This window comes from Flavobacterium sp., assembly GCF_044341265.1.
Taxonomy (GTDB): Bacteria; Bacteroidota; Bacteroidia; order Flavobacteriales; family Flavobacteriaceae; genus Flavobacterium.
The window spans coordinates 24455-48183 of record NZ_JBIISA010000012.1; the positions used below are offsets into that span (position 1 = coordinate 24455).

Sequence of the window (23729 nt, forward strand, 5' to 3'; positions counted from 1 at the left end):
ATAGGCGTTGTCAAGTAAAAAGGGGTTTATTTTATAAATCTCCCATTTTACTTGACAACGCCAAGAAAAAAAACTAAAAACTACTTATCTTTAAATCTTACTTAACAGTTGAACTTTTCCATGCATATCTTTGGAAGCTGTTAGAATTAATGCTCCTTTTTTACCTTTTTCATAATAGTGAAGTTTGTCACCTTCTTCCATTTTGATTGTTGTTGTTGCTCCTTTGGTTAAGGAATAACTTCCGCCACTTCCTGCATTGATAACTTTAACTTCGTTATCGGTGTCATTTTTTATTTTGATATCGAATTTTTCTGAAACCAATTCTAACTTCTCTATTTTTGAAATAGCATTAGAAGAACTATTAAATGAAATTAATGTTAATGCGATGATTGAGATAAAAATTATTTTTTTCATGATACTTTTAATTAATGATTACTTTTTTAGTTACTAAATTATTTTCTAAATCTTGAATTCTAACTAAATACATTCCTGAAGACAAATTAGAAACATTGATTTGCTTTTGATTTGATTCTATTACTTTTTGTCCTTGAATGTTGAAAATTTCGATTGATTTTAATTCTAAAGCTGTTTCGATATTTAAAATATCATTCACTGGATTTGGATAAAGTGAAACTTCTAAGTTGTTTGAATTAAAGTTTTCAAAACTCAAAGAATTGTTGTTATATAAGCTAGTTATGTCTGCTTGAGATAATGCGTAATTATAAATTTTTAAATCGTCGATGGCGCCATTAAAATAACCTGTAAAACCATCTTCAGACAACCCAAGTTTAAATATATTAGTATTATTTGCTGTGTTAAAAGTTAAAGGCGCTGATGAAAGCAAAGTCCCATTTCGGTATATTTTTGCAGTGATTCCGTCATAAGTACATACAAAATGATACCAAGTTGCATTTACACTAGTCGCACTAGGTTGAATACTTGCACTTCCGTTAGCGAAATAAAGATTGGAACTTGGTCTAAAGGCACATCCATTTCCATTGGCAGCATTTCCATAATGAAATACATAATTTATTGTAGTATTTAAAGTAAATGTCTTTGCCCAAACTGATATCGTTCTACTACTTGATCCATAAGGTAAATTTGGTATAGTAGCTGTTGAACCTGTATTGAAAAGCACTAATGCTCCATTTGCATTTCCGTGACGGTCAACATCAAAAGTAGTTCCGCTTGATGAAAAAGGTGCATTCCCACTAATATTAGTGTAACTATTATCAAAATTATATTGAGCAATGCTCTGTGGAACATTTTCTATTGCAGTAAAATTATCCATTTTAAAAATCATAGCATTGTTATTGGATGCATACAAGTAAACTTTAAACGCTACATTATTTCCAGCTGGAATTGTACCTGCTGGAATTGTACCTGAAACAGTAGTACAAATCGTTGAATCGGTTGAAACTACTGAAATATTCACCCATGAACTTGTAGTGAAATTATAATATTGAAGATATAGAATACCACTTCCAGCACTGCTGTTTCTCTTATAATCACATGAAACTGAAATTGAACCGCCATTTGAAACGTAAGTTGGAGATGAAACTTCTGCTCCAGAGCCTGCTCCAAATGTGGTAAAGGTACAACCGTAAGTTCCCGAACAAGAACTTGTGTTGTTTATAGAAAAATTATTATTCATCCAGCCAGAAGGAAATGTACCCGATTCAAATCCTTCAGAAAAATTTATTTGGGCATTTCCATACAAGAAGGCGAATAATAACAATATTAGTAATTTTGTTTTCATAATAAGTTGTTTTATAAAGTTTTGTCAAAAGTATTTCGATTATCTACCTTAAAATGAAGCAGTTTACCAAATAAGCTTTTCAGTTAACCACATCTTTCTTCGTAAATCAAAAACAAGGTTTGGTAAACTCATCTTTAAATTTAGTTTCGTATTTATTACATTTGTTTAAATTCAATAGAAGTTGAAACACATTTACATAGTATTAATTTTCTTTTTCTCGCTTTTTGGCTTTTGTCAAAATCCGTTTTATGTTTCTATTGATAAAACTTCTGGTTTACCTTCTAATAGTGTTTACGATATTTTTCAAGATAGTAAAGGATTTATGTGGTTTGCTACTGGGAAAGGAATTTGTCGTTATGATGGTTCTACATTTAAAACATTTACTTCTGATGAACAAACTTCTAAATCAGGTTCTTGTCTAGCAGAAGATGGTTTTGGTAGAATTTGGTATTCCAATTTTGATGGCTATTTATATTATGTAGAAAAAAATGTACTAAAATCATTGAAACAGCCAACCTCTCTCGGATACTTTAGATTTGGAATAATCAAAGATGAATTGTTTTTGTTACAACCTAACATGGTTTTAGTTTATGATTTGAAAACACTTAAAGTAAAATCTAAAATTGATATTTCTGATAAAGAGATTAGTTTTTCATATGCTACAAAAGAGAAGTTTTATATTTTAGGAGCCTATTTGTATGAATTTAGTGATTCGAAAAAGTACACTAAACATATATTACCTGATGCATTTTATGACGAAATTAATGGTTCAATTATGAACTATTGGGACCATAAATTAATTATAAATTCAAAATCAAACAATATTTATTATAGTTTTAAAGACAATAAATTCTCAAGGAATACCCTTAATATTTCTACAAATTTTAATCAAAATACTTCCATTATAAATAACACTATTTGGATTTGCACTACCAATGGAATTATCAAAAATGATTTAGACTCTAAAGAAACTATCACCTATTTTGCAGACCAAAATATCTCTTACCTTTTTAGAGATAATCACAAAAATTATTGGATTTCAACATTAAATAAAGGAGTTTTATTTATTGAAGATTTCGAAAATAATTACATTGACATACAACCAAGACCGTTAACATTATCTCTTGGTAAAAACGAAATTTATATTGGAGCAGAGAAAGATTTAGTTTACAAATTGAATTTAAAAAAACTTGTAACAGAAAAAGTTTTTGAAACGGAAAACAATCATGCTACAGGTCAAATTTTTGCTGATACCATAACTAATAATCTCTTTTTTACTTCTTTTAAATTCAACATTTTAAAGAATAACAAAATAATAAGTGACTATGCTGTTGCTATTAAAGATGTTAAAAAAGTAGACCATAAATATTTTTCATTTGCAGCTAGCGGAATTTCTGGACTCTTTTTTGTAGATGAAAATTTAAAAAGTGATTGGGACATTATTTTCAATAAAAATAAATCTAAGGAGTTTTCTGGCTTTGGACAATCCATGTTAATAAAAAGAGTAAATGGAAAATCAACAGAGTACAATGCTGCAAATAAAACAATTTATTACGCTACAAATAACGGATTAATAGCTGTCACAAATGATGGAAAAAACGAAGAAATAAAATACAAAAACAAAACATTACATTTAATTAAAATTCAAAAATATAAAGACCAAATATATGGGCTTTCAACTTCTGAAAAAATGTATGTCATAAATTCATCTAATGAAGTTTCACCATTAAAATTACCCTATTTTTTATCTAACGAGAATTTCAATAAATTTTTTATTTGCAATCAATATTGCTATTTATTTGCTTCTCATGGCGTTTATGAATTTAATTTTATTTCGGGTGAAGTTCAAAAGGTTTTGTCTTTAAGCAGTGACATTGAAGCCACAGATGTAATTTTAAAAAACAACAAACTTTTTTTTGCTACTTCTAAAGGAATTGTAATTAAAAACAGAAAAGAAATTGGCAATTATCCAAAACCAAAACTATTCATAAACGAAATTCAAGTTAATGGAAAGCAAAGAGAACTTAATAAATTTTTAGTATTGCAACCCGATGAAAATGATATTAGTATTAACTTTTCAACACTTTCATTTATTCCTAACGAAAGTTATTCTGTATCCTACAAAATAAATGATTCTGACTGGAAAATACTTGATGCAGCTACCAAAAACTTAAAACTTTCTGCCTTATCATCTGGAAATTATACAATTCTATTAGCTTTAAATTACAACAACCAAAAAATAGATTTTCAGCAAATAAAGTTTGAAATTAAAAAACCTTTTTGGTTGAGTAATTTCTTTATTTTTATTTCAAGTCTTTTATTTTTATTGCTTTTCTTTTCTTTTTACAAGTATCAAATTAGAAAAATTGAGAAACAAAATCAAATGCTTTTAGAAAAAAATGAATTGGAAAAAAATTTAAATTTATCTACTTTAAAAGCTATAAAATCGCAAATGAATCCGCATTTCTTTTATAATGCTTTAAACACGATTCAATCCTATATTTTAGCAAATGATAAAAAGCAAGCGGTTAATTATTTATCTAAGTTTTCTTCTCTTACTAGAAATATTTTAGAAATGACTGAAAAAGAATTTATTTCTATCAATGAAGAAATTACTACTATGAGTTTGTATCTAGATATTGAAAAAGCAAGATTTGATAAGGATTTTGAATACGAAATTAATACCGAAAATATTTCCGATTTAGAGCACAAAATTCCCTCTATGTTGTTGCAACCTTATATAGAAAATGCTGTTAAACACGGATTACTTCACAAAAATGGTTTGAAAAAACTATTAATTACTTTTTCTAAAGATGGCGATAAAATAAAAATAGAAATCGATGATAATGGTATTGGAAGACAAAAAAGTGCTGAATTAAATGCTATAAAAAATAAAAATCATAATTCGTTTGCAACTAACGCCATGCAAAACAGAATTGACCTATTAAACAAGAATAATAAAAACAAAATAACAATTGATTTCATTGATAAGATGAACCAAAGTCAACAATCATTAGGAACAACTGTTGTTATTGAAATTCCAATAAATTAATATATTATGAAGGCTATTATAATTGATGATGAAAAAAGAGCTCGTGTATCGCTTTCACTACTTCTACAAGAATATTGTCCTGAAGTTGAACTTGTTGCTGAATGCGAAAATTTACCTGAAGGAGTAAAAGCAATCCGCAAATTCAATCCGGATTTAGTACTTCTTGATATTGAAATGCCCGGACATAGTGGATTGGAATTGGTTGATTTTTTTGATGAAAAAGAAATCAATTTTTCAATAATTTTCACAACTGCTTACAATGAGTATGCTATACAAGCATTTAAACTATCTGCTTTAGATTATCTTTTAAAACCAATCATTCCTGAAGAATTAATAAATGCTATTTCAAGAATGGAACGTCAAAAATCACTTCAATTTAAAGCATTAGCTGAAAATATTCTAAACGAGTTCTTTGAAAAAATTGCTGTTCCATCAGGAAATACCTTGATACTTATAAAAATTTCAGACATTGTTTATATCAAAGGTGAAGGTTCTTATTCAGAAATTTACATGCAAGATAAAAGCAAACATATGGTAAGTCGTAATCTGAAAAATTTTGAAGAAATTTTATTAAAAGACAAGCGTTTTTTAAGAACTCATAAATCTTATATTGTCAATTTTGATGAAGTTGTTTCGTTCAATAAATCGGATGGTGGCTGGTTGGATATGAAAAACGGCAATTCTATTCCAATTTCTTCAGAAAAAAGTAGTTTAATTATGGAACGAATTAAAATTGTAAAACGTTAATTACACTTCTTCTAACTGAAAACCAATGCTTTTCAAATCTTCCCAAAAAGTTGGATACGATTTAGAAACTACTTCTGCATCTTGAATAATTAATGACGTTTTTAGGGCTAAAGGTGCAAATGCCATTGCCATTCTATGATCTTGATAGGTTGCAATTGCTATATTAGAATTTAGAGTATTAGATTGTTGGATTGTTAGAGAATCATCAGTCACAGAAATGTTTGCTCCTAACTTAGAAAGTTCTGTTTTTAACGCTTCTAATCTATCGGTTTCTTTAATTTTTAGTGTGTGCAAGCCTGTTAGATTGCAGCCAATTCCTAATCCAAAACAAGTTACTGCAATGGTTTGTGCAATGTCTGGAGAGTTGTTTAGTTGCGAGTTAAAGATTGCAAGTTTCGGGTTTTTATCTTTTGAAATAGTTATGGAATTATCATTATTAAAAATCGTTTCCACTCCAAAGTTTTTATAGATTTCTACTAATGCTGAATCGCCTTGAAGACTATTTTGTTTGTAACTTGAAAGTATGATTTGTGTTCCAATTTCTGAAAGTGCGACAATAGAATACCAATAAGACGCTGATGACCAATCGGATTCTATTATTAGTGTTGTAGGTTGTAGGTTGTAGGTTGTAGGTTTGACTGAAATTACATTTTCAATAAAAGATGTTTCTACATCAATTTCATTTAGTAATGCTAAAGTCATTTTGATATATGGAATAGATGTAATTTCTCCTTCTAAGGTCAATTCTAATCTGTTTTCTAGTTTTGGTGCGATTAGTAATAATGCTGATATGTATTGACTACTAACATTTGCTGGAAGTGAAACTTTACTTTTCGTTAATTTTTTTCCTTGAATTTTTATTGGAGGAAATCCCTCATTCTCTTCATAAGTTATTTCTGCTCCAAGTTGTTTAAGTGCTTCAACCAAAATCTTAATTGGACGTTCTTTCATTCTAGAAGAACCAGTTAGCACAACTTCTTTTCCTTCTTGAGTAGCAAAAAAAGCTGTAAGAAATCGCATGGCTGTTCCAGCGTGATGAACGTCTATTAATTTTGAATTGTGAGTTGTGAATTGTGAATTTAATGCTTTATTCATCACATCTGAATCATCTGAATTTGAGGTGTTTTCTAATGAAATATTTGGATACAAAGCTTGCAGCAATAATAACCTGTTGGTTTCCGATTTGGAACCTGTTAACTTTAATTGTGAATTGTGAATTGTGAATTGTGAATTTAACAATAGGTTCATTTTTTTCCTATTTTTTGTTTAGTAGTAATAATAATTGATGCTAAAATTTTATTAATTTCAACAATGTCTGATTTCAATGATTGGAATTGAGTTTCATTTAAATATTCTGATTGATATAATAATTCTAACCAATAATCAGATTCATTAGCCTCTTTTTGAGCTATTGCTAATTTATGTATAAAATCTAATTTGCTTTCTGCTTGTTCTGATTCTCTAACCAAAGCACCTATTGCTGTTCCGCTTCTTAATAATTGCTTACTCAAAACGTATTCTTTTTTGTCAGAACATAAAAACTGATAAAGTTTAACAATACGTAAAGCAAAGCTAAATGATTTGGTTTTAATTACATTTTCACTCATAATTTACAATTCACCATTTACCATTCACAATTATTTCAGTTTCTCATTATTATGATGTCTGTCGTGATCACGATTGGTTTTCAAATCCATTTTTTTATCAAAAGCAGCTTGAAGGTCAATTCCTGTTTGATTGGCAAGACATAAGACTACGAAAACCACATCTGCAAGTTCTTCGCCTAAGTCTTTGTTTTTATCACTTTCTTTTTCGGATTGTTCTCCGTAGCGACGTGCAATAATTCGTGCCACTTCACCTACTTCCTCAGTAAGTTGTGCCATATTGGTTAATTCATTAAAATAACGAACACCGTGGTTTTTAATCCAGTTGTCGACTTCTAGTTGGGAGTTTTTTAGGTTCATGTTACTCTTTATTTTTTGTATCAATAATTATTGTCACTGGACCATCGTTTATAAGTGCTACTTTCATATCCGCACCAAACTGTCCGGTTTGTACTTTTTTTCCAATTTCTAGTTCCATTTGAGAAATGAAATTTTCGTAAATTGGAATAGCAATTTCGGGTTTTGCTGCTTTAATGTATGATGGTCGATTTCCTTTTTTGGTTAAGGCATGAAGAGTAAATTGACTAACAATAATTACATCACCATCGATATCTTTTAGCGATAAATTCATTACATCATTCTCATCTCCAAAAATACGAAGATTTGCAATTTTTGAAGTTAGCCATTCGATATCTTCGCTTGAATCTGCTTCTTCAATTCCGATTAGAATCAATAATCCTTTTTGGATTTCGGCTACAATTTTGTTATCGATTGTTACAGAAGAATGGGAAACTCTTTGGATTACTGCTTTCATTATTATTAACGATTGAAGATTAACGAATTTAGATTTTTGAAATTTCTGAAAACTGCGACTGAAAACTGCTTACTTGTTTCTAGTTTCATCACTTGCAATTCTATCTTCATTGTATATATCGGTTCGGTAATTTTCGTCATCACCTTCTAATATTTTTAGATAACTATTGTAGCGTGTCCAAGAGATTTCATCTTTTTCTAATGCATCTTTGATGGCGCATTTTGGTTCTTCTTTGTGCAAACAATTATTAAATTTGCATTGGTCTTTTAGTTTGAAAAATTCAGGAAAATAACCACTGATTTCCTCTTTTTCCATATCAACAATTCCGAAACCTTTGATTCCTGGTGTATCAATTATTTTTGCTCCAAAAGATAAATCATACATTTCTGCAAAAGTGGTTGTATGTTGACCTTGCATACTTTGTTCAGAAATAGTTTTTGTTTTTAAGTGTAAACTTGGTTCTAATGCATTTACTAGTGTTGATTTACCTACTCCTGAATGTCCAGAAAACATTGTAGTTTTTCCAATCATTAGTTCTTTTAGTTCCTCAATACCTTTACTTTCTTTAGCAGAAACCCGCAAACATTTATATCCAATTTGTTGGTAAACATGTTGCATATATAATTGTTCATCTAACGTTGTTTCGTCTAAAGTATCAATTTTATTAAAAACCAAAATTGTTTCAATACCATAAGCTTCTGCTGTAACTAAAAATCTATCAATAAAATTGAAAGTTGTAGGCGGATTATGAATAGTAATTAACAGAAAAACATAATCTAAATTGGAAGCAATGATGTGCATTTGATGAGACAAATTCACTGATTTTCTAACAATATAATTTTTTCTATCGTGAATGTTATTTATTACTCCTGTTGTAGTGTCTGAAGATTCGTCAAGTTCATAATCTACAATATCTCCAACCGCAATAGGATTAGTACTTTTAATACCTTTGATTCGGAATTTACCTTTTATACGACATTCCATAAAATCTCCTTGTAAAGATTTAACGGTGTACCAACTTCCTGTAGATTTATAAACTAGTCCTGTCATTTCAGATTTCAGATTTCAGATTTCAGATTTCAGACAATTACTAAAACTTAAATCTTAATTATCCACAAAAGTAGAAAAAAGAGTTTAGAAGTCTTTTATCATTACCATTTTACTTTAAACAAAAAAACCGTTTAAATTAATAAACGGTTTTAATTAAATTTTAATAGTTTAATACTTGTAAGCAACACCTTTTTTAATTGCTTGTGATCCGCCAAGCCCATTTGATGTTCCTCCAACGGTTGATTTATCCGCAGTTTGTAAAATGAATGGACACCCCATTGCTGCAGCTGCCATTTTTAATTTTTTCTCCGCTTTTTTATCACCAGTATTCCCAGTATGATAGTTAATTAATCCTGTTTTTCCTCTAACTTCGCCTTCTTTTATCAATCCTGATATATAGGCTTTGTCTTCAAGAATAACTACTTTTTCCCAATCGTCTTCACTACTAACAACTATTTTTTCTGTTACTTCTTCAACTCGACCAGATTTTCCATAAACAATTTTCTCAATTGCATACTTACTCAAAGTGTTTTCTGCATCTTCACCATCATATTTGAAAACGATAGTATATTCTTCTAGTTTTATTACTTTTCCATTCACAATTTCTCCATTGTGTTTGTAAATTTTGTCCACTTGAGCAAAAGCAGTAACACTAAAAAATAGCATAAATAAAAATAATTTTTTCATAATTTAAAATAATTAGAGGTTTAATTTTGCAATGATAATAAAAAAATCACAATTGATTAAATATTTTCTCCTGATGCGTTATACTCTCTTGGTGAATGGCTTTGAAAAATTGAATGATAAATTCTTCGCTCAATCCTTTTTGACTTCCGTCATTTACCATTTTTTCTAGAATTTCGTTCCAACGTTTGTTTTGTAAAACAGCTACATTTTTCTCTTTTTTTAGAGCTCCAATATCTTCAGAAACTTTCATTCTTTTTCCGATAACATCTAATAATTTAGCATCAAATTCATCTATTTTACTTCTCAATTTTGCTAATCTAGTTTGATATTCATCAGCATCATCGGTTTCTTTTCTGATGGTTAAATCAAAAATTATCTGTTTCAAACGCGTTGGTGTAACTTGTTGTGCAGCGTCACTCCATGCGTTATCTGGGTCAATATGTGTTTCGATTATCATTCCGTCATAATTCAAATCCAATGCTTCTTGCGTAACTTGAAAAATCATGTCGCGATTTCCAGTAATATGTGATGGATCAATAATCAATGGTATATCTGGAAATTTATTCTGAAAATCAATAGCAATTTGCCATTCAGGATTGTTACGATATTTTGTTTTTTCATAAGTAGAAAATCCTCTGTGAATCACTCCAAGATTCTTGATATTGGCATTGTATAAACGTTCCACACCACCAATCCATAAAGCCAAATCAGGATTTACAGGGTTTTTCACCAATACAATTTTATCAGTATTTTGCAAAGCATCGGCAATTTCTTGAACAGCAAACGGATTTACTGTTGTACGTGCACCAATCCATAACACATCAATATCATGTTCTAAAGCTAATTTCACGTGAGCAGCAGTTGCTACTTCTGTAGCCATTAATAAACCAGTTTCTGCTTTTGCTTTTTGCAACCATTTTAGTCCGATTTCACCCACACCTTCAAATCCACCAGGACGCGTTCTTGGTTTCCAAATTCCAGCTCTATAAACTGAAACTTTAGAATCCTTCAATTCACGTGCAATTTTCAAAACTTGTTCCTCGGTCTCAGCGCTACAAGGTCCAGCGATTACTAGTGGATGTGGTAAATTGAAATTATTTAACCACGTTCTCATTTCTTTTTTATTTTCCATTTTCTTTTGTTGTCGGTTGTCAGTTGTTTGTTGTCAGTTATGAAACCGAAAACAGACAACTCACAACTATTTATTTTAAAATTTCTTTAATTCTATTCGTGTTTTGCATTTCGTTATAAACTTCTTCGTAATTATCATCTTCTAACAATTTCTTGAAATTAGATAAATTCTGAATGTATTCTTCTAACGATTTTATCACTTGTTTTTTGTTTTGTTTAAAAATTGGCGTCCACATTGCCGGTGAACTTTTGGCTAAACGAACCGTACTTTCAAATCCGGAACCTGCCATGTCAAAAATATCTTGTTCATCTTTTTCTTTTTCAATAACAGTTTTTCCTAGCATGAAAGAACTTATATGCGACAAATGTGAAACATAAGCGATATGTTTATCATGCGATTTTGGATCCATATATCGAATGCGCATTCCGAGTTTTTTGAACAAATCCATTGCTTTTTCTTGCAATTTGAAAGTTGTTTTTTCTACTTCACAAATGATGTTTGTTTTACCTTCATACAAACCTTTAATTGCTGCTTTTGGTCCTGAAAATTCTGTTCCTGCAATTGGATGACAAGCCATGAAATTTCTTCTTTTTGGATGATTTTCAATTGCTTCACAAATTGGATTTTTGGTTGAACCAACATCAAAAACCAAGGATTGTTCTCCAATTTTATTCAAAATCTCAGGCAAAATTACTAAAGCAACATCAACTGGCACAGCAACGATTACTAAATCTGCGTTAATTAAATCATTTTCAGTTGCTTTTTGGTCGATTATTCCGAGATTTAATGCTTCTTCAAGATGTTTCTCATTGGCATCAATTCCGAAAATTGTGGCATCATCATAAATTGATTTGATGTCCAATGCCATCGAACCGCCGATTAATCCTGTTCCGATTATGTATATTTTCATAACTAAAATCTTTTTATTGCTTCTACAATATTTTCCTCTTTTACGCATAGTGAAAATCGTATGAAACCTTGGCCATTACTACCAAAAATGGTTCCTGGTGTTAGAAAAATATGTTTTTCGTATAATAAATTATTTATGAATTCTTCCGATTGAATTCCGGCTGGTAATTTTGCCCACACGAACATTCCTACAGCGTTTTTATCGAAAGTACAATTCATTTTTTCTGCTAATTCAAAAATCAAATTTCTTCTTTTGGTGTAAATTTCATTCTGACTTTCAAACCAATCTTTTCCTAATTTTAATGCTGCAATGGCACCTTTTTGAATTCCATAAAACATTCCCGAATCCATGTTGCTTTTTACTTTTAGAACAGCATCAATTAAAGTTGCATTTCCTAAAACCATTCCGACTCGCCAACCTGCCATATTGAATGTTTTGCTTAACGAATTTAATTCTAATGCAATATCTTTTGAACCTTCAATTTGAAAAATGGACAGCGGATTGTCATTCAAAACAAAACTATACGGATTATCATTCACAATTAAAATGTTGTGTTTTCTTCCAAAATCAATTAATTTTTGATACAGTTCTAAAGTTCCGTTGGCACCTGTTGGCATGTGTGGATAGGAAACCCACATCAGTTTTACTTTTGATAAATCGGATTTTTCTAAAGCTTCAAAATCGGGTTGCCAATTATTTTCCTCTTTTAAATCGTAATAAACTGCTTTTGCCTGAACCAATTCTGTCACCGAAGCATAAGTTGGATAGCCCGGATTCGGAATTAAAACCTCATCGCCTTCGTTTAAAAACGCTAATGAAATATGCATAATTCCTTCTTTCGAACCCATTAATGGCAGAATTTCTGTATTTGAATTTAATTCTACGCTGAAATTGTTCTTATAAAAATCAGCAAAACCTTGACGTAATTCTGGCAAACCTTGATAGCTTTGATACTCATGTGCTTTTTCATCAAACATAGCATTTTGAATGGCTTCAATTACCGACGAATGTGGCGCCAAATCGGGACTTCCTATTCCCATATTGATGATTGGTTTTCCTTCTGACATGAGTTGTCTTACCTCTTTCAATTTTCTTGAGAAGTAGTATTCTTGAACGGTTTCTAGTCTTTTTGCTGTTGTAATCATATTTTAACACGAATTGCACAAATTTTCACGAATTCATACTTTTTAAAATTTCACTAATTGAATTTTGAAATTGCTTTTTGTTATTGTTTTTTATTCTTGTATTCTCCTAAAACCTTGAATTGATTGGTCATTATTTCTAAAACTTTAACAGCTTTTTCATAATGTTTGTACTTTTCAAAAACTACATCCACAAAAAATGAATATTGAAAAGGTGTTTCAATTATGGGCATCGATTGGATTTTGGTTAGATTTAATTTGCAATTGGTCATGACATTTAAAACCGTTGCCAAACTTCCTGGTGTGTCGTCTAACTCAAACTTTATGGATGCTTTATTGATTTCTTCTTTATTTACTTGACCCTTTTCTTTACTAATGATAAAAAAACGTGTCATATTATTGTTAACCGTTTGAATTTCTGGCGCGATTATGGTTAAATCGTATAATTCTGCTGCGACTTTACTTCCTATTGCAGCAATATTTTTTAATTGATTTTGATGAATTCTTCTTGCTGTTTCGGCAGTATCTTTGTCTTCAACTAATTTGATATTTGGATGCTTTTTTAAGAAATCCATACATTGTAACAACGCCATTGGATGGGAATGAACTTCTTGAATTTCTTCTAAATTTTGTCCGTTTAAAACCATTAAATTCTGAATAATATCTAAATAATATTCGCCAATAATGTGAAAATTATTCTTGTCAATTATGGCGTAATTTGGAATTATTGAACCCGCAATAGAATTCTCAATTGCCATAACGGCTAGTTGCGATTGATTGTTAATCAAACTATCCGCAAGTGCTTCAAATGACAAACATTCATCAATAGCAACATTTTCTTGAAAATATTCTAATGCAACTTGATGATGAAATGATCCTTTAATTCCTTGTATGGCTATTTTTTCTTTCATTTTAGTCAAAAAAAAAATCCCGATTTGCATCGGGATTACTATTTATGTTTTCTATATAAATTACTTTTTTACATAACACAATAACAATCCCTGTCTCTTCCAAAAGAAGAAATAAGAAAAATTGTTATAATATGTTGCGAAAATTGTGCTCATTGTTGTTTTTATGTTCTGCTAAAGTAATAAAATTTCCTAAACCTTGACAAAAAATTTAAAAAAGTTACGGAAACGTTTTCGTTAAATCATAAAAGTTTAATTTAAACGTTATTAACCTTATTGGTTTTAGATTTCCTTTAGTATTTATTACATTTGCTTCAAATATCAAATTATGTCTATAGAAGTTCAAAATATTTCAAAAAGTTATGGTGCTCAAAAAGCATTAGACAATGTTTCGTTTTCAGTAAAAAAAGGAGAAATTGTTGGTTTTCTTGGTCCGAATGGTGCTGGAAAATCTACTTTAATGAAAATTTTGACGACTTATATCAATTCTGATGAAGGAAAAGCTTCTGTAAATGGCAATGATGTAAATGAAAATCAGAAAGCTGTGCAACAATCGGTTGGGTATTTGCCTGAGCATAATCCGTTGTATTTGGATTTATATGTTCGTGAATATTTAGAATTTAATGCTGATGTATACAAAGTTGCTAAATCTAGAATTGAAGAAGTAATCCAATTGACTGGTTTATCTTCTGAAAGCCATAAAAAAATCGGACAATTATCTAAAGGTTATCGTCAACGTGTTGGTTTGGCAACCGCTTTATTACATAATCCAGATGTTTTAATTTTGGACGAACCAACAACAGGTTTAGATCCAAATCAATTGGTTGAGATTAGAAATGTGATTAAAAACGTTGGTAAAAATAAAACCGTTTTTCTTTCTACACATATTATGCAAGAAGTTGAAGCGATTTGCGACAGAGTTATTATCATCAACAATGGAAAAATTGTTACTGATAAAAAACTTGATAAATTGGTTTCAGATATTGTTGAACAAATTATTGAAGTAGAATTTGATAAAGAAATTAACGAAGCTTTATTTTCAAAATTATCAGATTTAAAATCATTCAAGAATACACACGATAAAGTTTGGGAATTGACTTTTGAAACTGAAGAAGACAAACGTTCATCAGTTTTTGACTTTGCTCAAGAAAATGGTTTACGAGCACTTCAATTGACTTTGAAAAGTAAAAATTTGGAACAGATTTTTAGAGAGAAAACAGCCAAGAAATAGTATTCAGATTGCAGTTTTTAGATTGCAGATTGCAGTTTTTATCTTTTTTTTTACGAAATATTTATTAAAATGAATTTAGTAAATATGTTTGATATGAAAAGCTGGTTTGACTTCTAATTATAAATAACTTGTCCTTGATATAATTCTTCAACATCTACAATTGGCGGATTGTTCTTTAGAATTATATCTCCTGTACTTACCATTTTCCCAACAATACTTTGTATTGGTTTTACAATCATATCATTTGAACCTCTGTGAAAAACTTTGATAGTTTGTGCTGTTAAATTAGGAGCCTCAATTCTTCCATCTCCAGCATAGAAATTAAAGAATGCTTGGTTTGTACTTCCCGAAATAAAATATCTAGCAACATTATTGTTTTCAATAACTAACTGGCTATTATTTACATTAATATAAAAATCACTTGTTCCTGCTCCTTCTTTTCCATCGCCATCTTTATCTAGTGCATACAATCTTAAAACAGGATAAGTAAGCACACCATTAGATGAAATTTTTCGATCACTTTTAGAATAAATATCTTCTATGTTGGGCGCAGTTATATAAACTTTTGTTTGTCCGTATTCTCTAACCCAGTTACAAGACGAATTCTCTTTTAGCTTCAAAATGTTACCTTCTTGCTTAACCTCAACGTTTTCAATTATATTTTCACCAGTAACAATTTCTACTTTGTATTCTGCTCCTTGAGTTATGATAAGTTCAATACCAGTGTAAACTTCTACTCTTGTGAATGGTGTTACTTCTACAATTTTTGTAATAGTATTTCCAGCAGATTCAATACAATCACTTGGCTTTTCACAGGAAATTAATGTTATAAATAATACTGTTGCAATTATTATTTTCTTCATGTTATAGTTATTTTATAAACGTACTCCAACTCCAAACTCCAATGCTTCGGCAAGAAACAAATGGGTTTTTATTGTAAATCCGGCAAAAATTTTATTGGTGATGTAATATTTCATTCCTACTCTATCATAAATAGGTATTTCATTTTTGAATGGATCATAAACATAATATCCTATTTGAGCTTCGAGTGAAATTCTATTAACAAACAATTCGTGACCTATAAAAACTCCAACTCTTTTGTAATCAGTATTTGGATCTAAATTTAATTCAGGATAAGCAATAGATTTATATTTAATAAAATCTTTAAAGCTAGTAGTAAGAAAAACTTCTGTACCAAATTGAATGGCGCTTTTTCTATTTAATCTTTTATCAGCATAAACACCTATATGATAAAACGGATGTTGACCACTTCCAATAACAGCGCTTTCATTAACACCAGATCTAAAAACTATATTATATTTTATTGGTTCTTTATATGTCTTTTTAATCATAGTTGAATCAACACTATTGGTTTTTGACTCCTCAAAATTGTAATTAATTCCTAGATTTAAACCATAAGTATTTACACCACTATTTGGAGATTTTGTTCTACCATTTGAATAATGTGTGAAAAGAATTCCTGCTTCAATTCCGAACCTATCAATAATATTTTCTTTTTTGTAGAAAAGTCCGAGGTTGGTATTCGCCATTATCTTTGAACCAAAAGCTTTATTCTTACTATTTTCGACTTTATCATAAGGTGTAGTTGTAAGCGCAACTCCTTGAGACAAAAGCAACTTTACATTTCTATTCAAAAAATAAAAATTATATAAAGCTCCAACTGAATAATTACTTCCTATGTAAGGATTATTAGAATTTTGATAAAGAAAAAATGCACCATATTCTGGATAATTATATGCTGCATGCCATTCGCTGTTGCCATGAGTTTGTTTAACAAAGTCTACCATTACACCACTTGGATGCCCTTTAAGATGTTCTAAATCTGGAGTATGCGGAAGAACATTACCTCTAAAATAAGTTACACTTAAAGAAGGTGTGTCTTGATTATTTTGCGAAAAGCAACCTAAAGAAATCAATAAAAATAGATAGTAAAATCTCCTCATTTTAAAAAATTAATTCGCACAAATATAACAGAATAAGTTAAAGAATTAAATCTTTTTGATTTAGAGTAATCATTGATTTCTTGATTATTCTATCTATTTTTAAAAAATTTCTTTAGCAATAGCCTTGATATTTTCAGCTTTTCCCATTGAATAATAATGCAAAACTGGAATTCCTGCCGCAACTAATTCTTTACTTTGCTCAATACACCATTCAATTCCAATTTGTTTTACATGGTCGTTATCTTTAGCTTTTACAACCGCCATAATCAAATCATCAGGTAATTCTAAAGAAAAACGGTGTGGAATTAAATTCAGCTGCTTTTTAGTTGCAATAGGTTTCAAACCTGGAATAATTGGAACTGTAATTCCTGCAGCTCGACATTTAGCCACAAAATCAAAGAATTTTTTATTGTCAAAAAACATTTGCGTAATTATGTAATCGGCTCCATTTTTAATTTTTTGCTTTAAAAAGTGAATATCACTATCTAAACTTGGTGCTTCCATGTGTTTTTCTGGATAACCTGCAACTCCAATACAAAAATTAGTACAAGCTGAATTTTGCAAATCTTCATCCAAATAAATTCCGTTATTTAAATTATTGATTTGTAAAACCAAATCGGTTGCATATTCATTACCTTCTTTTTCAGGTTTGAAATAAGTTTCGTTTTTTAAAGCGTCTCCACGAAGTGCAACCACATTGTCAATTCCAAGAAAATCTAAATCGATTAGAAGATTTTCAGTATCTTCTTTAGTAAATCCACCACACAAAATATGCGGAATAGCATCAACTGAATATTTATTTTGAATTCCGGCACAAATACCAACAGTTCCAGGACGTTTTTTTACAATTTTCTTTTGCAAAAGTCCACTTGGTAATTCTTTAAACTCATATTCTTCACGATGATACGTTACATCAATAAATGGTGGTTTGAATTCCATTAAAGGATCAATTCCATCATAAATAAATTGAATATTTTGCCCTTTCAATGGCGGAAGAATCTCGAAAGAGAATAAAGGTTTTCCTTGGGCGTTTTCTATGTGTTGGGTTACTTTCATAATTTTTAGTTGTCTGTTGTCTGTTATCTGTTATCTGTTTCCAAAACAATTGAAAACTGAAAACTGAGAAAAGACAACTATTTTTAATCTGCTATATTCGGCGCAAGCCATTTGGTCGCTACTTCTGTTGAAATTCCTCTTCGTTTTGCGTAATCTACAACTTGGTCTTCTTTTATTTTTCCTAGTCCGAAATATTTACTTTCTGGATTGGCAAAATAATATCCCGAAACCGATGCTGCTGGCCACATTGCCATACTTTCTGTTAAGGTTACTCCTATTTCTTGTTCTACATTAAGCAATTTCCAAATGGTTGGTTTCTCCAAATGGTCTGGACAAGCTGGATAACCTGGCGCTGGACGAATACCTTTGTATTCTTCTTTAATCAAATCATCATTAGATAAATTCTCATCGGAAGCATAACCCCAAATTTCTTTTCTAACTTTTAAATGTAAATATTCTGCAAATGCTTCGGCTAATCTATCGCCAAGTGCTTTTACCAATATGGAATTATAATCGTCTAATTGCTTTTCGAATTCGGATGCTTTTTCATCAACACCAAAACCTGTTGTAACACAAAAACATCCAATATAATCTTGTTTTCCTGAATCTTTTGGTGCAATAAAATCGGCTAATGCAATGTTTGGTGCGCCTGCTGTTTTTTGAGATTGTTGTCTTAAAGTTAGAAAGGTTGCGAGTTGCGAGTTACGAGTTTCGGGTTCTGTATAAACTGCTATGTCATCATCGTTAATTGTGTTTGCTGGAAAAATTCCTAGAATTCCTTTTGCTGTTAGCCATTTTTCTGAAACGATTTGATTTAGCATTTTTTGAGCATCATCAAATAAATTTGTGGCTTGTTCACCAACAACTTCATCAGTCAAAATCGCTGGAAATTTTCCATGTAATTCCCACGATTGGAAAAACGGTGTCCAATCGATGAAATCTACTAATTCAGAAAGTTCAACTTCAATAGTTTTTGTTCCGATGAAATTTGGTTTTGATGGTTGGAAATTATTCCAATCTAATTGTAATTTATTCTTTCGAGCTTCTTCAATGGACAGATAATTTTTATCACGACTTCTGCTTAGATAGCCTTCACGAAGTTTGTCATATTCTTCTCGAATGGCTTTCACATAGCCTTCTTTCGTTTCGGCTTGCAACAAGTTACTAGCTACAGTTACTGCACGTGAAGCATCGTTTACATGAACTACTGTTTCTTTATATTCTGGAGCAATTTTTACTGCTGTGTGTGCACGTGAAGTTGTTGCGCCACCAATCATTATTGGAATTTTGATATTTAATTTATCCAACTCTTTTGCTAAATAAACCATTTCGTCTAATGATGGTGTAATCAATCCGCTCAATCCGATAATATCAACATTATGTTCAACGGCTGCTTGAATGATTTTTTCTGGCGGAACCATGACTCCTAAATCTATGATTTCAAAGTTATTACAGCCCAAAACTACAGCAACAATATTTTTACCAATGTCGTGAACATCACCTTTTACAGTTGCCATCAATACTTTTCCTGCCGATGAAGATTTTCCATCTTTTTGAGCTTCAATAAATGGAAGTAAATAAGCAACTGCTTTTTTCATAACACGAGCTGATTTTACAACTTGAGGCAAAAACATTTTTCCGCTTCCGAATAAATCACCTACTACATTCATTCCTGCCATTAAATTGATTTCGATAACATCAATAGCTTTTTCTGAATTTAATCGTGCTTCTTCAACATCAACTTCGATAAATTCGTCGATTCCTTTTACTAAAGAATGTGTAAGTCTTTCTTGAACAGAACCATTACGCCATTCTTGAATTGCTTTTTCATTAGTTTTGAAATCTCCTTTGAAGGTTTCTGCTAAATCTAATAATCTTTCTGTAGCATCATCTCTTCTGTTTAACAAAACATCTTCTACATGTTCTAATAAAATCGGATCGATTTCATCGTAAATCTCAAGCATTTCTGGATTTACAATTCCCATAGTCATTCCGTTTTTGATAGCATGATAAAGAAAAGCCGAATGCATTGCTTCACGAACTTTATCATTTCCACGAAACGAAAACGAAACATTACTCACACCACCAGAAATATTAGCATAAGGAAGATTTTCTCGAATCCATTTTGTAGCTCTGAAAAAATCTAAAGCATTTAATTTATGTTCGTCCATTCCTGTTGCTACTGGAAAAATATTTGGGTCAAAAATGATATCTTCTGCCGGAAAATGTACTTCATCGACTAAAATATCATAACTTCTTTTGCAAATTTCGATACGTCTTTCATAGGTATCAGCTTGACCATCTTCATCAAAAGCCATTACGATTACAGCAGCGCCATATCTTTTTATCAACTTGGCATGATGAATAAAAACTTCTTTTCCTTCTTTCAAAGAAATTGAATTGACAACTCCTTTTCCTTGAATGACTTTTAATCCAGCTTCGATAATTTCCCATTTGGAACTATCAATCATTACTGGAACTCGAGCAATATCTGGTTCGGCCGCAATTAGATTTAAGAATTTTGTCATGGCATAAACACCATCCAACATTCCTTCGTCCATGTTGACATCAATAATTTGAGCGCCACCTTCTACTTGCTCTCTGGCAACAGAAAGTGCTTCTTCGTATTTTTCTTCTTTTATTAATCGAAGAAATTTACGTGAACCTGTTACATTGGTGCGTTCTCCGACGTTGACGAAAATTGAATTTTCATCAACAAAAAGCGGTTCTAAACCTGAAAGCTGTAAATTTATTTTATTTGTTCTTGACATTTTTTATGCTGAATTTATTTCAGTATCTTTTAATTATTTTACATTAAATTAAGAATCATTATTAATTCTTTACTAAATAATTATTTTTATATTTTTCTAATATATCGCTACAATTACTTTCAAGACCTGGGTAAACATTCTCTTTTGAAATACCTAACCATCTCAATTCTTCCTTAATTTGTTTTTTTTTATAACCATCTATTAGAATACTTTTTAAAAAATTATCTTTTTGATCATTTTCCAATAATCCATTAATTTCATTACCAAAAATTGTAAAACAAGCTTTTTGTAATTTCATCCTTTCATCAAACAAATATGGATAAATAGCTAACGGATATGCTTTCTCATTTGAGTTAAAATCCATCTCTAAATATTTTCTACATAACTCATCAATATCCAATTTTCCTTCATCAGAAATCAAATCTTTCTTTTGATGACTATGAGGAAAATAAATATCCGAAGAATTTCCACTATATCCTTCAATACTTTTGTAAGTTAAATTATTTAATCTGTGAGGATTTAAAATCCAAATTACAGCATCATCGTCTGTTGAAACATCTTCAATTGAAAAATAGATAGCAACTAAAGCATTTTCTGTCCAATCCAACAATCGTGTCTTCAATCCATAATGTTGCATTAAAAAATATTTATTCCATTCATTATTTTCAATTCTATTTTGATTAAAAAAATTTATTGATTTTCGGGAGAATTCAGCTTTATAATTATTTTCAATATCTTTAGTATTCTCGAAAATATGTTCATAATCATTTATCTCAACTCGACCATAAATTCTGTAAGCATTGGGTAATAATGGAGTATATGGTTTTCTATTTGCTGTAGCTTCTGATAGTTTTTCTCCATCTTTTAGAAAAGAATTTACTATGTCGTATCTTTTTTCACCCCTAAACCATAAATTTCGAATTTCTGTACTATTTGATAAAAATTGAAATTGATTTTTTATTAATTCAATTATTTCAGAAACGCTACTTGCTTTAATTTCTTGATTCTCCATTATAAATCATTTTTTACATTTTTAAGATACTAACTATAAATTAACTTGTTTTTAACGCAAGGGTAAACCAACTAAATTTATAATCTTTTTACTCTCTAAATCTATAACCAAGCCATAATTTAAAGATTTATCTTCAAAATATGAATTCTTTTGCTCCTCTGACATATATGAAATATCTTTAATTTCCTTTTTTATATATTTATCAAATCCAACGAACAAAACTTGCTTTATGTAAGATGGAAAAGGTCTTGTAAATTTGACAACGATATTTTTTGATTCATTTGGTCCAAATTCAACAACAGTTTCTTTTGTGTTTTCAATGACTTCTTCATTAGAAAATGATGACAACGGCACTCCTTTACTGTTCTCAACTACGCGTTCATTAGTCATATAAAAATCCTCCTTAATACCAACAAAATTTCTATCTAATCCTTCATAATTTTCAGTTCCGATTTCGTAATACCAAGGAAATGGTATCCGCATTATTCTGTTATAAGGATTTTTTATATCAAATTCTATTGTAACTGAAGTTCCATTAATTTTTTCTGGTCTTGCATGTTTATCTTTTTTAATCTCAAAAACATTTTTGTGTTCAACAACTTTTAAATCAGTTATTGTGATATCAAAAGAATAATCTGAATCTATCTGATGTTTAAAATTATAAAAATCAATTTCAGCTGGCTTGTGTACTTCTTTACCAAAATCCTCAAATCCAGGTTCAACACTTTTTTCTTCATTTTTACAAGAATAAAAAGATATCAAAAAGATTAAAAAGAAAATTTTTTTCATAATTCTGTATTTATTAAAAATTATTATTTGATGAAGTTGTAATTCTCGGTTTGAATTCTTTGGCAACATCTGCTATTGCTTTGATATGTTCTGGCGTTGTTCCGCAACAACCTCCTATTATATTTATTAAATTATCTTTTAGATATTCTCTAATTAAGGCTTGCATTTCTAATGGCGTTTGGTCATATTGTCCAAAAGCGTTTGGCAAACCTGCATTTGGATGTGCTGAAATATTTAATTGTGTATTCATTGACAAACGTTGCAAATAGGGTTTTAATTGGTCTGCTCCAAGTGCACAATTGAATCCGATGCTTAATAACGGAATATGAGAAATAGATATTAAAAATGCTTCGACTGTTTGACCTGAAAGCGTTCTTCCAGAAGCATCTGTAATTGTTCCAGAAACCATTACCGGAATGTCTAAATTTCGTTCTTCCTTCACTTCTTCGATAGCGAAAAGTGCTGCTTTGGCATTTAATGTATCAAAAATAGTTTCTACTAATAAAACATCGCATCCGCCATCTATTAGAGCTTCTACTTGTTGACGATAGGCAATTTTTAAATCATCGAAAGTTACCGCACGAAATCCTGGATCGTTTACATCTGGACTCATAGATGCTGTTCTATTTGTTGGTCCGATAGAACCTGCTACAAATCTTGGTCTGTCTGTGAATTCGTCTGCAACTTCACGAGCGATTTTAGCAGATTCGTAATTTAGCTCGTAAACTAAATCTTCCATGTGGTAGTCGGCCATTCCGATTGTCGTACCTGAAAATGTGTTGGTTTCTACAATATCTGCTCCTGCTTGAAAATACAAACGGTGGACTTGTTTTACAGCTTCGGGTTGTGTGATGGAAAGTAAATCGTTGTTTCCTTTTAGTGGATGTGGAAAATCTTTAAAACGTTCGCCACGAAAATCTTCTTCAGAGAAATTGTTGCGTTGTAACATGGTTCCCATTGCTCCGTCTAGAACTAGGATTCTTTCTTGAATTGCTTCTGTTATTTTTGACATAAGTTTTTTTACACGAATTGCACGAATTTGCACGAATTCTTACTTTTTATTATTGCACTAATTTTAAAAACTTCGTTTTTTTAAACGAA

General features: G+C 30.4%; 22 protein-coding genes. 3 read left to right on the plus strand and 19 right to left on the minus strand.

Annotation, left to right across the window (positions count from 1 at the left end; all coding sequences use genetic code 11):
• Positions 1-90 precede the first annotated feature (90 nt).
• A complete protein-coding gene (locus ACIQ06_RS07820) occupies positions 91-414 on the minus strand; it encodes a hypothetical protein (protein WP_396145176.1) in 324 nt (107 codons plus the stop codon).
• A 7-nt stretch (positions 415-421) separates the two neighbouring features.
• Positions 422-1759, minus strand: a complete 1338-nt coding sequence (locus tag ACIQ06_RS07825; protein WP_396145178.1) for a LamG-like jellyroll fold domain-containing protein — start codon at positions 1757-1759, stop codon at positions 422-424.
• 181 nt (positions 1760-1940) lie between these two features.
• On the opposite strand from ACIQ06_RS07825, the gene ACIQ06_RS07830 reads away from it, so the two are divergent.
• Complete coding sequence (locus ACIQ06_RS07830) at positions 1941-4811, plus strand: histidine kinase (RefSeq protein WP_396145181.1); 2871 nt, start codon at positions 1941-1943, stop codon at positions 4809-4811.
• A gap of 6 nt (positions 4812-4817) precedes the next feature.
• The gene (locus tag ACIQ06_RS07835) at positions 4818-5558 is read left to right on the plus strand and encodes a LytR/AlgR family response regulator transcription factor (protein ID WP_396145183.1); all 741 of its coding nucleotides are present in this window, start codon (positions 4818-4820) and stop codon (positions 5556-5558) included.
• Here ACIQ06_RS07835 and aroA read toward each other — a convergent pair whose 3' ends face one another.
• The 10 genes from aroA to ACIQ06_RS07885 all read right to left on the minus strand — a co-directional run bounded on the left by aroA (position 5559) and on the right by ACIQ06_RS07885 (position 13808).
• Complete coding sequence (gene aroA / locus ACIQ06_RS07840) at positions 5559-6806, minus strand: 3-phosphoshikimate 1-carboxyvinyltransferase (protein ID WP_396145185.1); 1248 nt, start codon at positions 6804-6806, stop codon at positions 5559-5561.
• Positions 6803-7165, minus strand: a complete 363-nt coding sequence (locus ACIQ06_RS07845) for a four helix bundle protein (RefSeq protein ID WP_396145188.1) — start codon at positions 7163-7165, stop codon at positions 6803-6805. The genes aroA and ACIQ06_RS07845 overlap by 4 nt, the downstream gene beginning before the upstream one ends.
• Positions 7166-7195: 30 nt before the next feature.
• Complete coding sequence (locus tag ACIQ06_RS07850; RefSeq protein ID WP_288110994.1) at positions 7196-7522, minus strand: nucleotide pyrophosphohydrolase; 327 nt, start codon at positions 7520-7522, stop codon at positions 7196-7198.
• 1 nt (position 7523) lies between these two features.
• Positions 7524-7976: a D-aminoacyl-tRNA deacylase gene (dtd, locus tag ACIQ06_RS07855; RefSeq protein WP_396145191.1), complete on the minus strand. Its 453-nt coding sequence runs from the start codon at positions 7974-7976 to the stop codon at positions 7524-7526.
• Positions 7977-8045: 69 nt separating this feature from the next.
• Entirely contained in the window at positions 8046-9026 is a 981-nt protein-coding gene (rsgA, locus tag ACIQ06_RS07860; protein ID WP_396145193.1) for a ribosome small subunit-dependent GTPase A, read from the minus strand.
• 168 nt (positions 9027-9194) lie between these two features.
• Positions 9195-9713 carry a hypothetical protein gene (locus ACIQ06_RS07865; protein ID WP_396145195.1) on the minus strand — a complete coding sequence of 173 codons (519 nt, stop codon included), beginning with the start codon at positions 9711-9713 and terminating at the stop codon, positions 9195-9197.
• 46 nt (positions 9714-9759) lie between these two features.
• Positions 9760-10845, minus strand: coding sequence for a chorismate mutase (locus ACIQ06_RS07870; RefSeq protein ID WP_396145197.1), 1086 nt, complete (start codon positions 10843-10845; stop codon positions 9760-9762).
• Between the two features lie 70 nt (positions 10846-10915).
• Complete coding sequence (locus ACIQ06_RS07875) at positions 10916-11755, minus strand: prephenate dehydrogenase (RefSeq protein WP_396145199.1); 840 nt, start codon at positions 11753-11755, stop codon at positions 10916-10918.
• 2 nt (positions 11756-11757) lie between these two features.
• Positions 11758-12900: a pyridoxal phosphate-dependent aminotransferase gene (locus ACIQ06_RS07880; RefSeq protein WP_396145201.1), complete on the minus strand. Its 1143-nt coding sequence runs from the start codon at positions 12898-12900 to the stop codon at positions 11758-11760.
• 80 nt (positions 12901-12980) lie between these two features.
• On the minus strand, positions 12981-13808 hold the full coding sequence (locus ACIQ06_RS07885) for a prephenate dehydratase (RefSeq protein WP_396145203.1): 828 nt from the start codon (positions 13806-13808) through the stop codon (positions 12981-12983).
• 325 nt (positions 13809-14133) lie between these two features.
• Between ACIQ06_RS07885 and gldA the strand changes: the two genes are divergently transcribed.
• Complete coding sequence (gldA, locus tag ACIQ06_RS07890) at positions 14134-15036, plus strand: gliding motility-associated ABC transporter ATP-binding subunit GldA (RefSeq protein WP_396145205.1); 903 nt, start codon at positions 14134-14136, stop codon at positions 15034-15036.
• A gap of 113 nt (positions 15037-15149) precedes the next feature.
• On the opposite strand, the gene ACIQ06_RS07895 is transcribed toward gldA, so the two are convergent.
• The 7 genes from ACIQ06_RS07895 to ACIQ06_RS07925 all read right to left on the minus strand — a co-directional run bounded on the left by ACIQ06_RS07895 (position 15150) and on the right by ACIQ06_RS07925 (position 23640).
• Positions 15150-15899 carry a head GIN domain-containing protein gene (locus tag ACIQ06_RS07895; protein ID WP_396145207.1) on the minus strand — a complete coding sequence of 250 codons (750 nt, stop codon included), beginning with the start codon at positions 15897-15899 and terminating at the stop codon, positions 15150-15152.
• Between the two features lie 12 nt (positions 15900-15911).
• Positions 15912-17000 carry an acyloxyacyl hydrolase gene (locus ACIQ06_RS07900; protein ID WP_396145209.1) on the minus strand — a complete coding sequence of 363 codons (1089 nt, stop codon included), beginning with the start codon at positions 16998-17000 and terminating at the stop codon, positions 15912-15914.
• Positions 17001-17099: 99 nt separating this feature from the next.
• Positions 17100-18056, minus strand: coding sequence for a methylenetetrahydrofolate reductase [NAD(P)H] (metF, locus tag ACIQ06_RS07905; protein WP_396145211.1), 957 nt, complete (start codon positions 18054-18056; stop codon positions 17100-17102).
• A gap of 83 nt (positions 18057-18139) precedes the next feature.
• The gene (gene metH / locus ACIQ06_RS07910; protein WP_396145213.1) at positions 18140-20827 is read right to left on the minus strand and encodes a methionine synthase; all 2688 of its coding nucleotides are present in this window, start codon (positions 20825-20827) and stop codon (positions 18140-18142) included.
• A gap of 61 nt (positions 20828-20888) precedes the next feature.
• The gene (locus ACIQ06_RS07915; protein ID WP_396145215.1) at positions 20889-21839 is read right to left on the minus strand and encodes an FRG domain-containing protein; all 951 of its coding nucleotides are present in this window, start codon (positions 21837-21839) and stop codon (positions 20889-20891) included.
• A 51-nt stretch (positions 21840-21890) separates the two neighbouring features.
• A complete protein-coding gene (locus ACIQ06_RS07920; RefSeq protein ID WP_396145218.1) occupies positions 21891-22628 on the minus strand; it encodes a hypothetical protein in 738 nt (245 codons plus the stop codon).
• Between the two features lie 13 nt (positions 22629-22641).
• Positions 22642-23640 (minus strand): homocysteine S-methyltransferase family protein, encoded by a 999-nt coding sequence (locus tag ACIQ06_RS07925; RefSeq protein WP_396145220.1) that lies wholly within the window; start codon positions 23638-23640, stop codon positions 22642-22644.
• Positions 23641-23729: the final 89 nt, after the last annotated feature.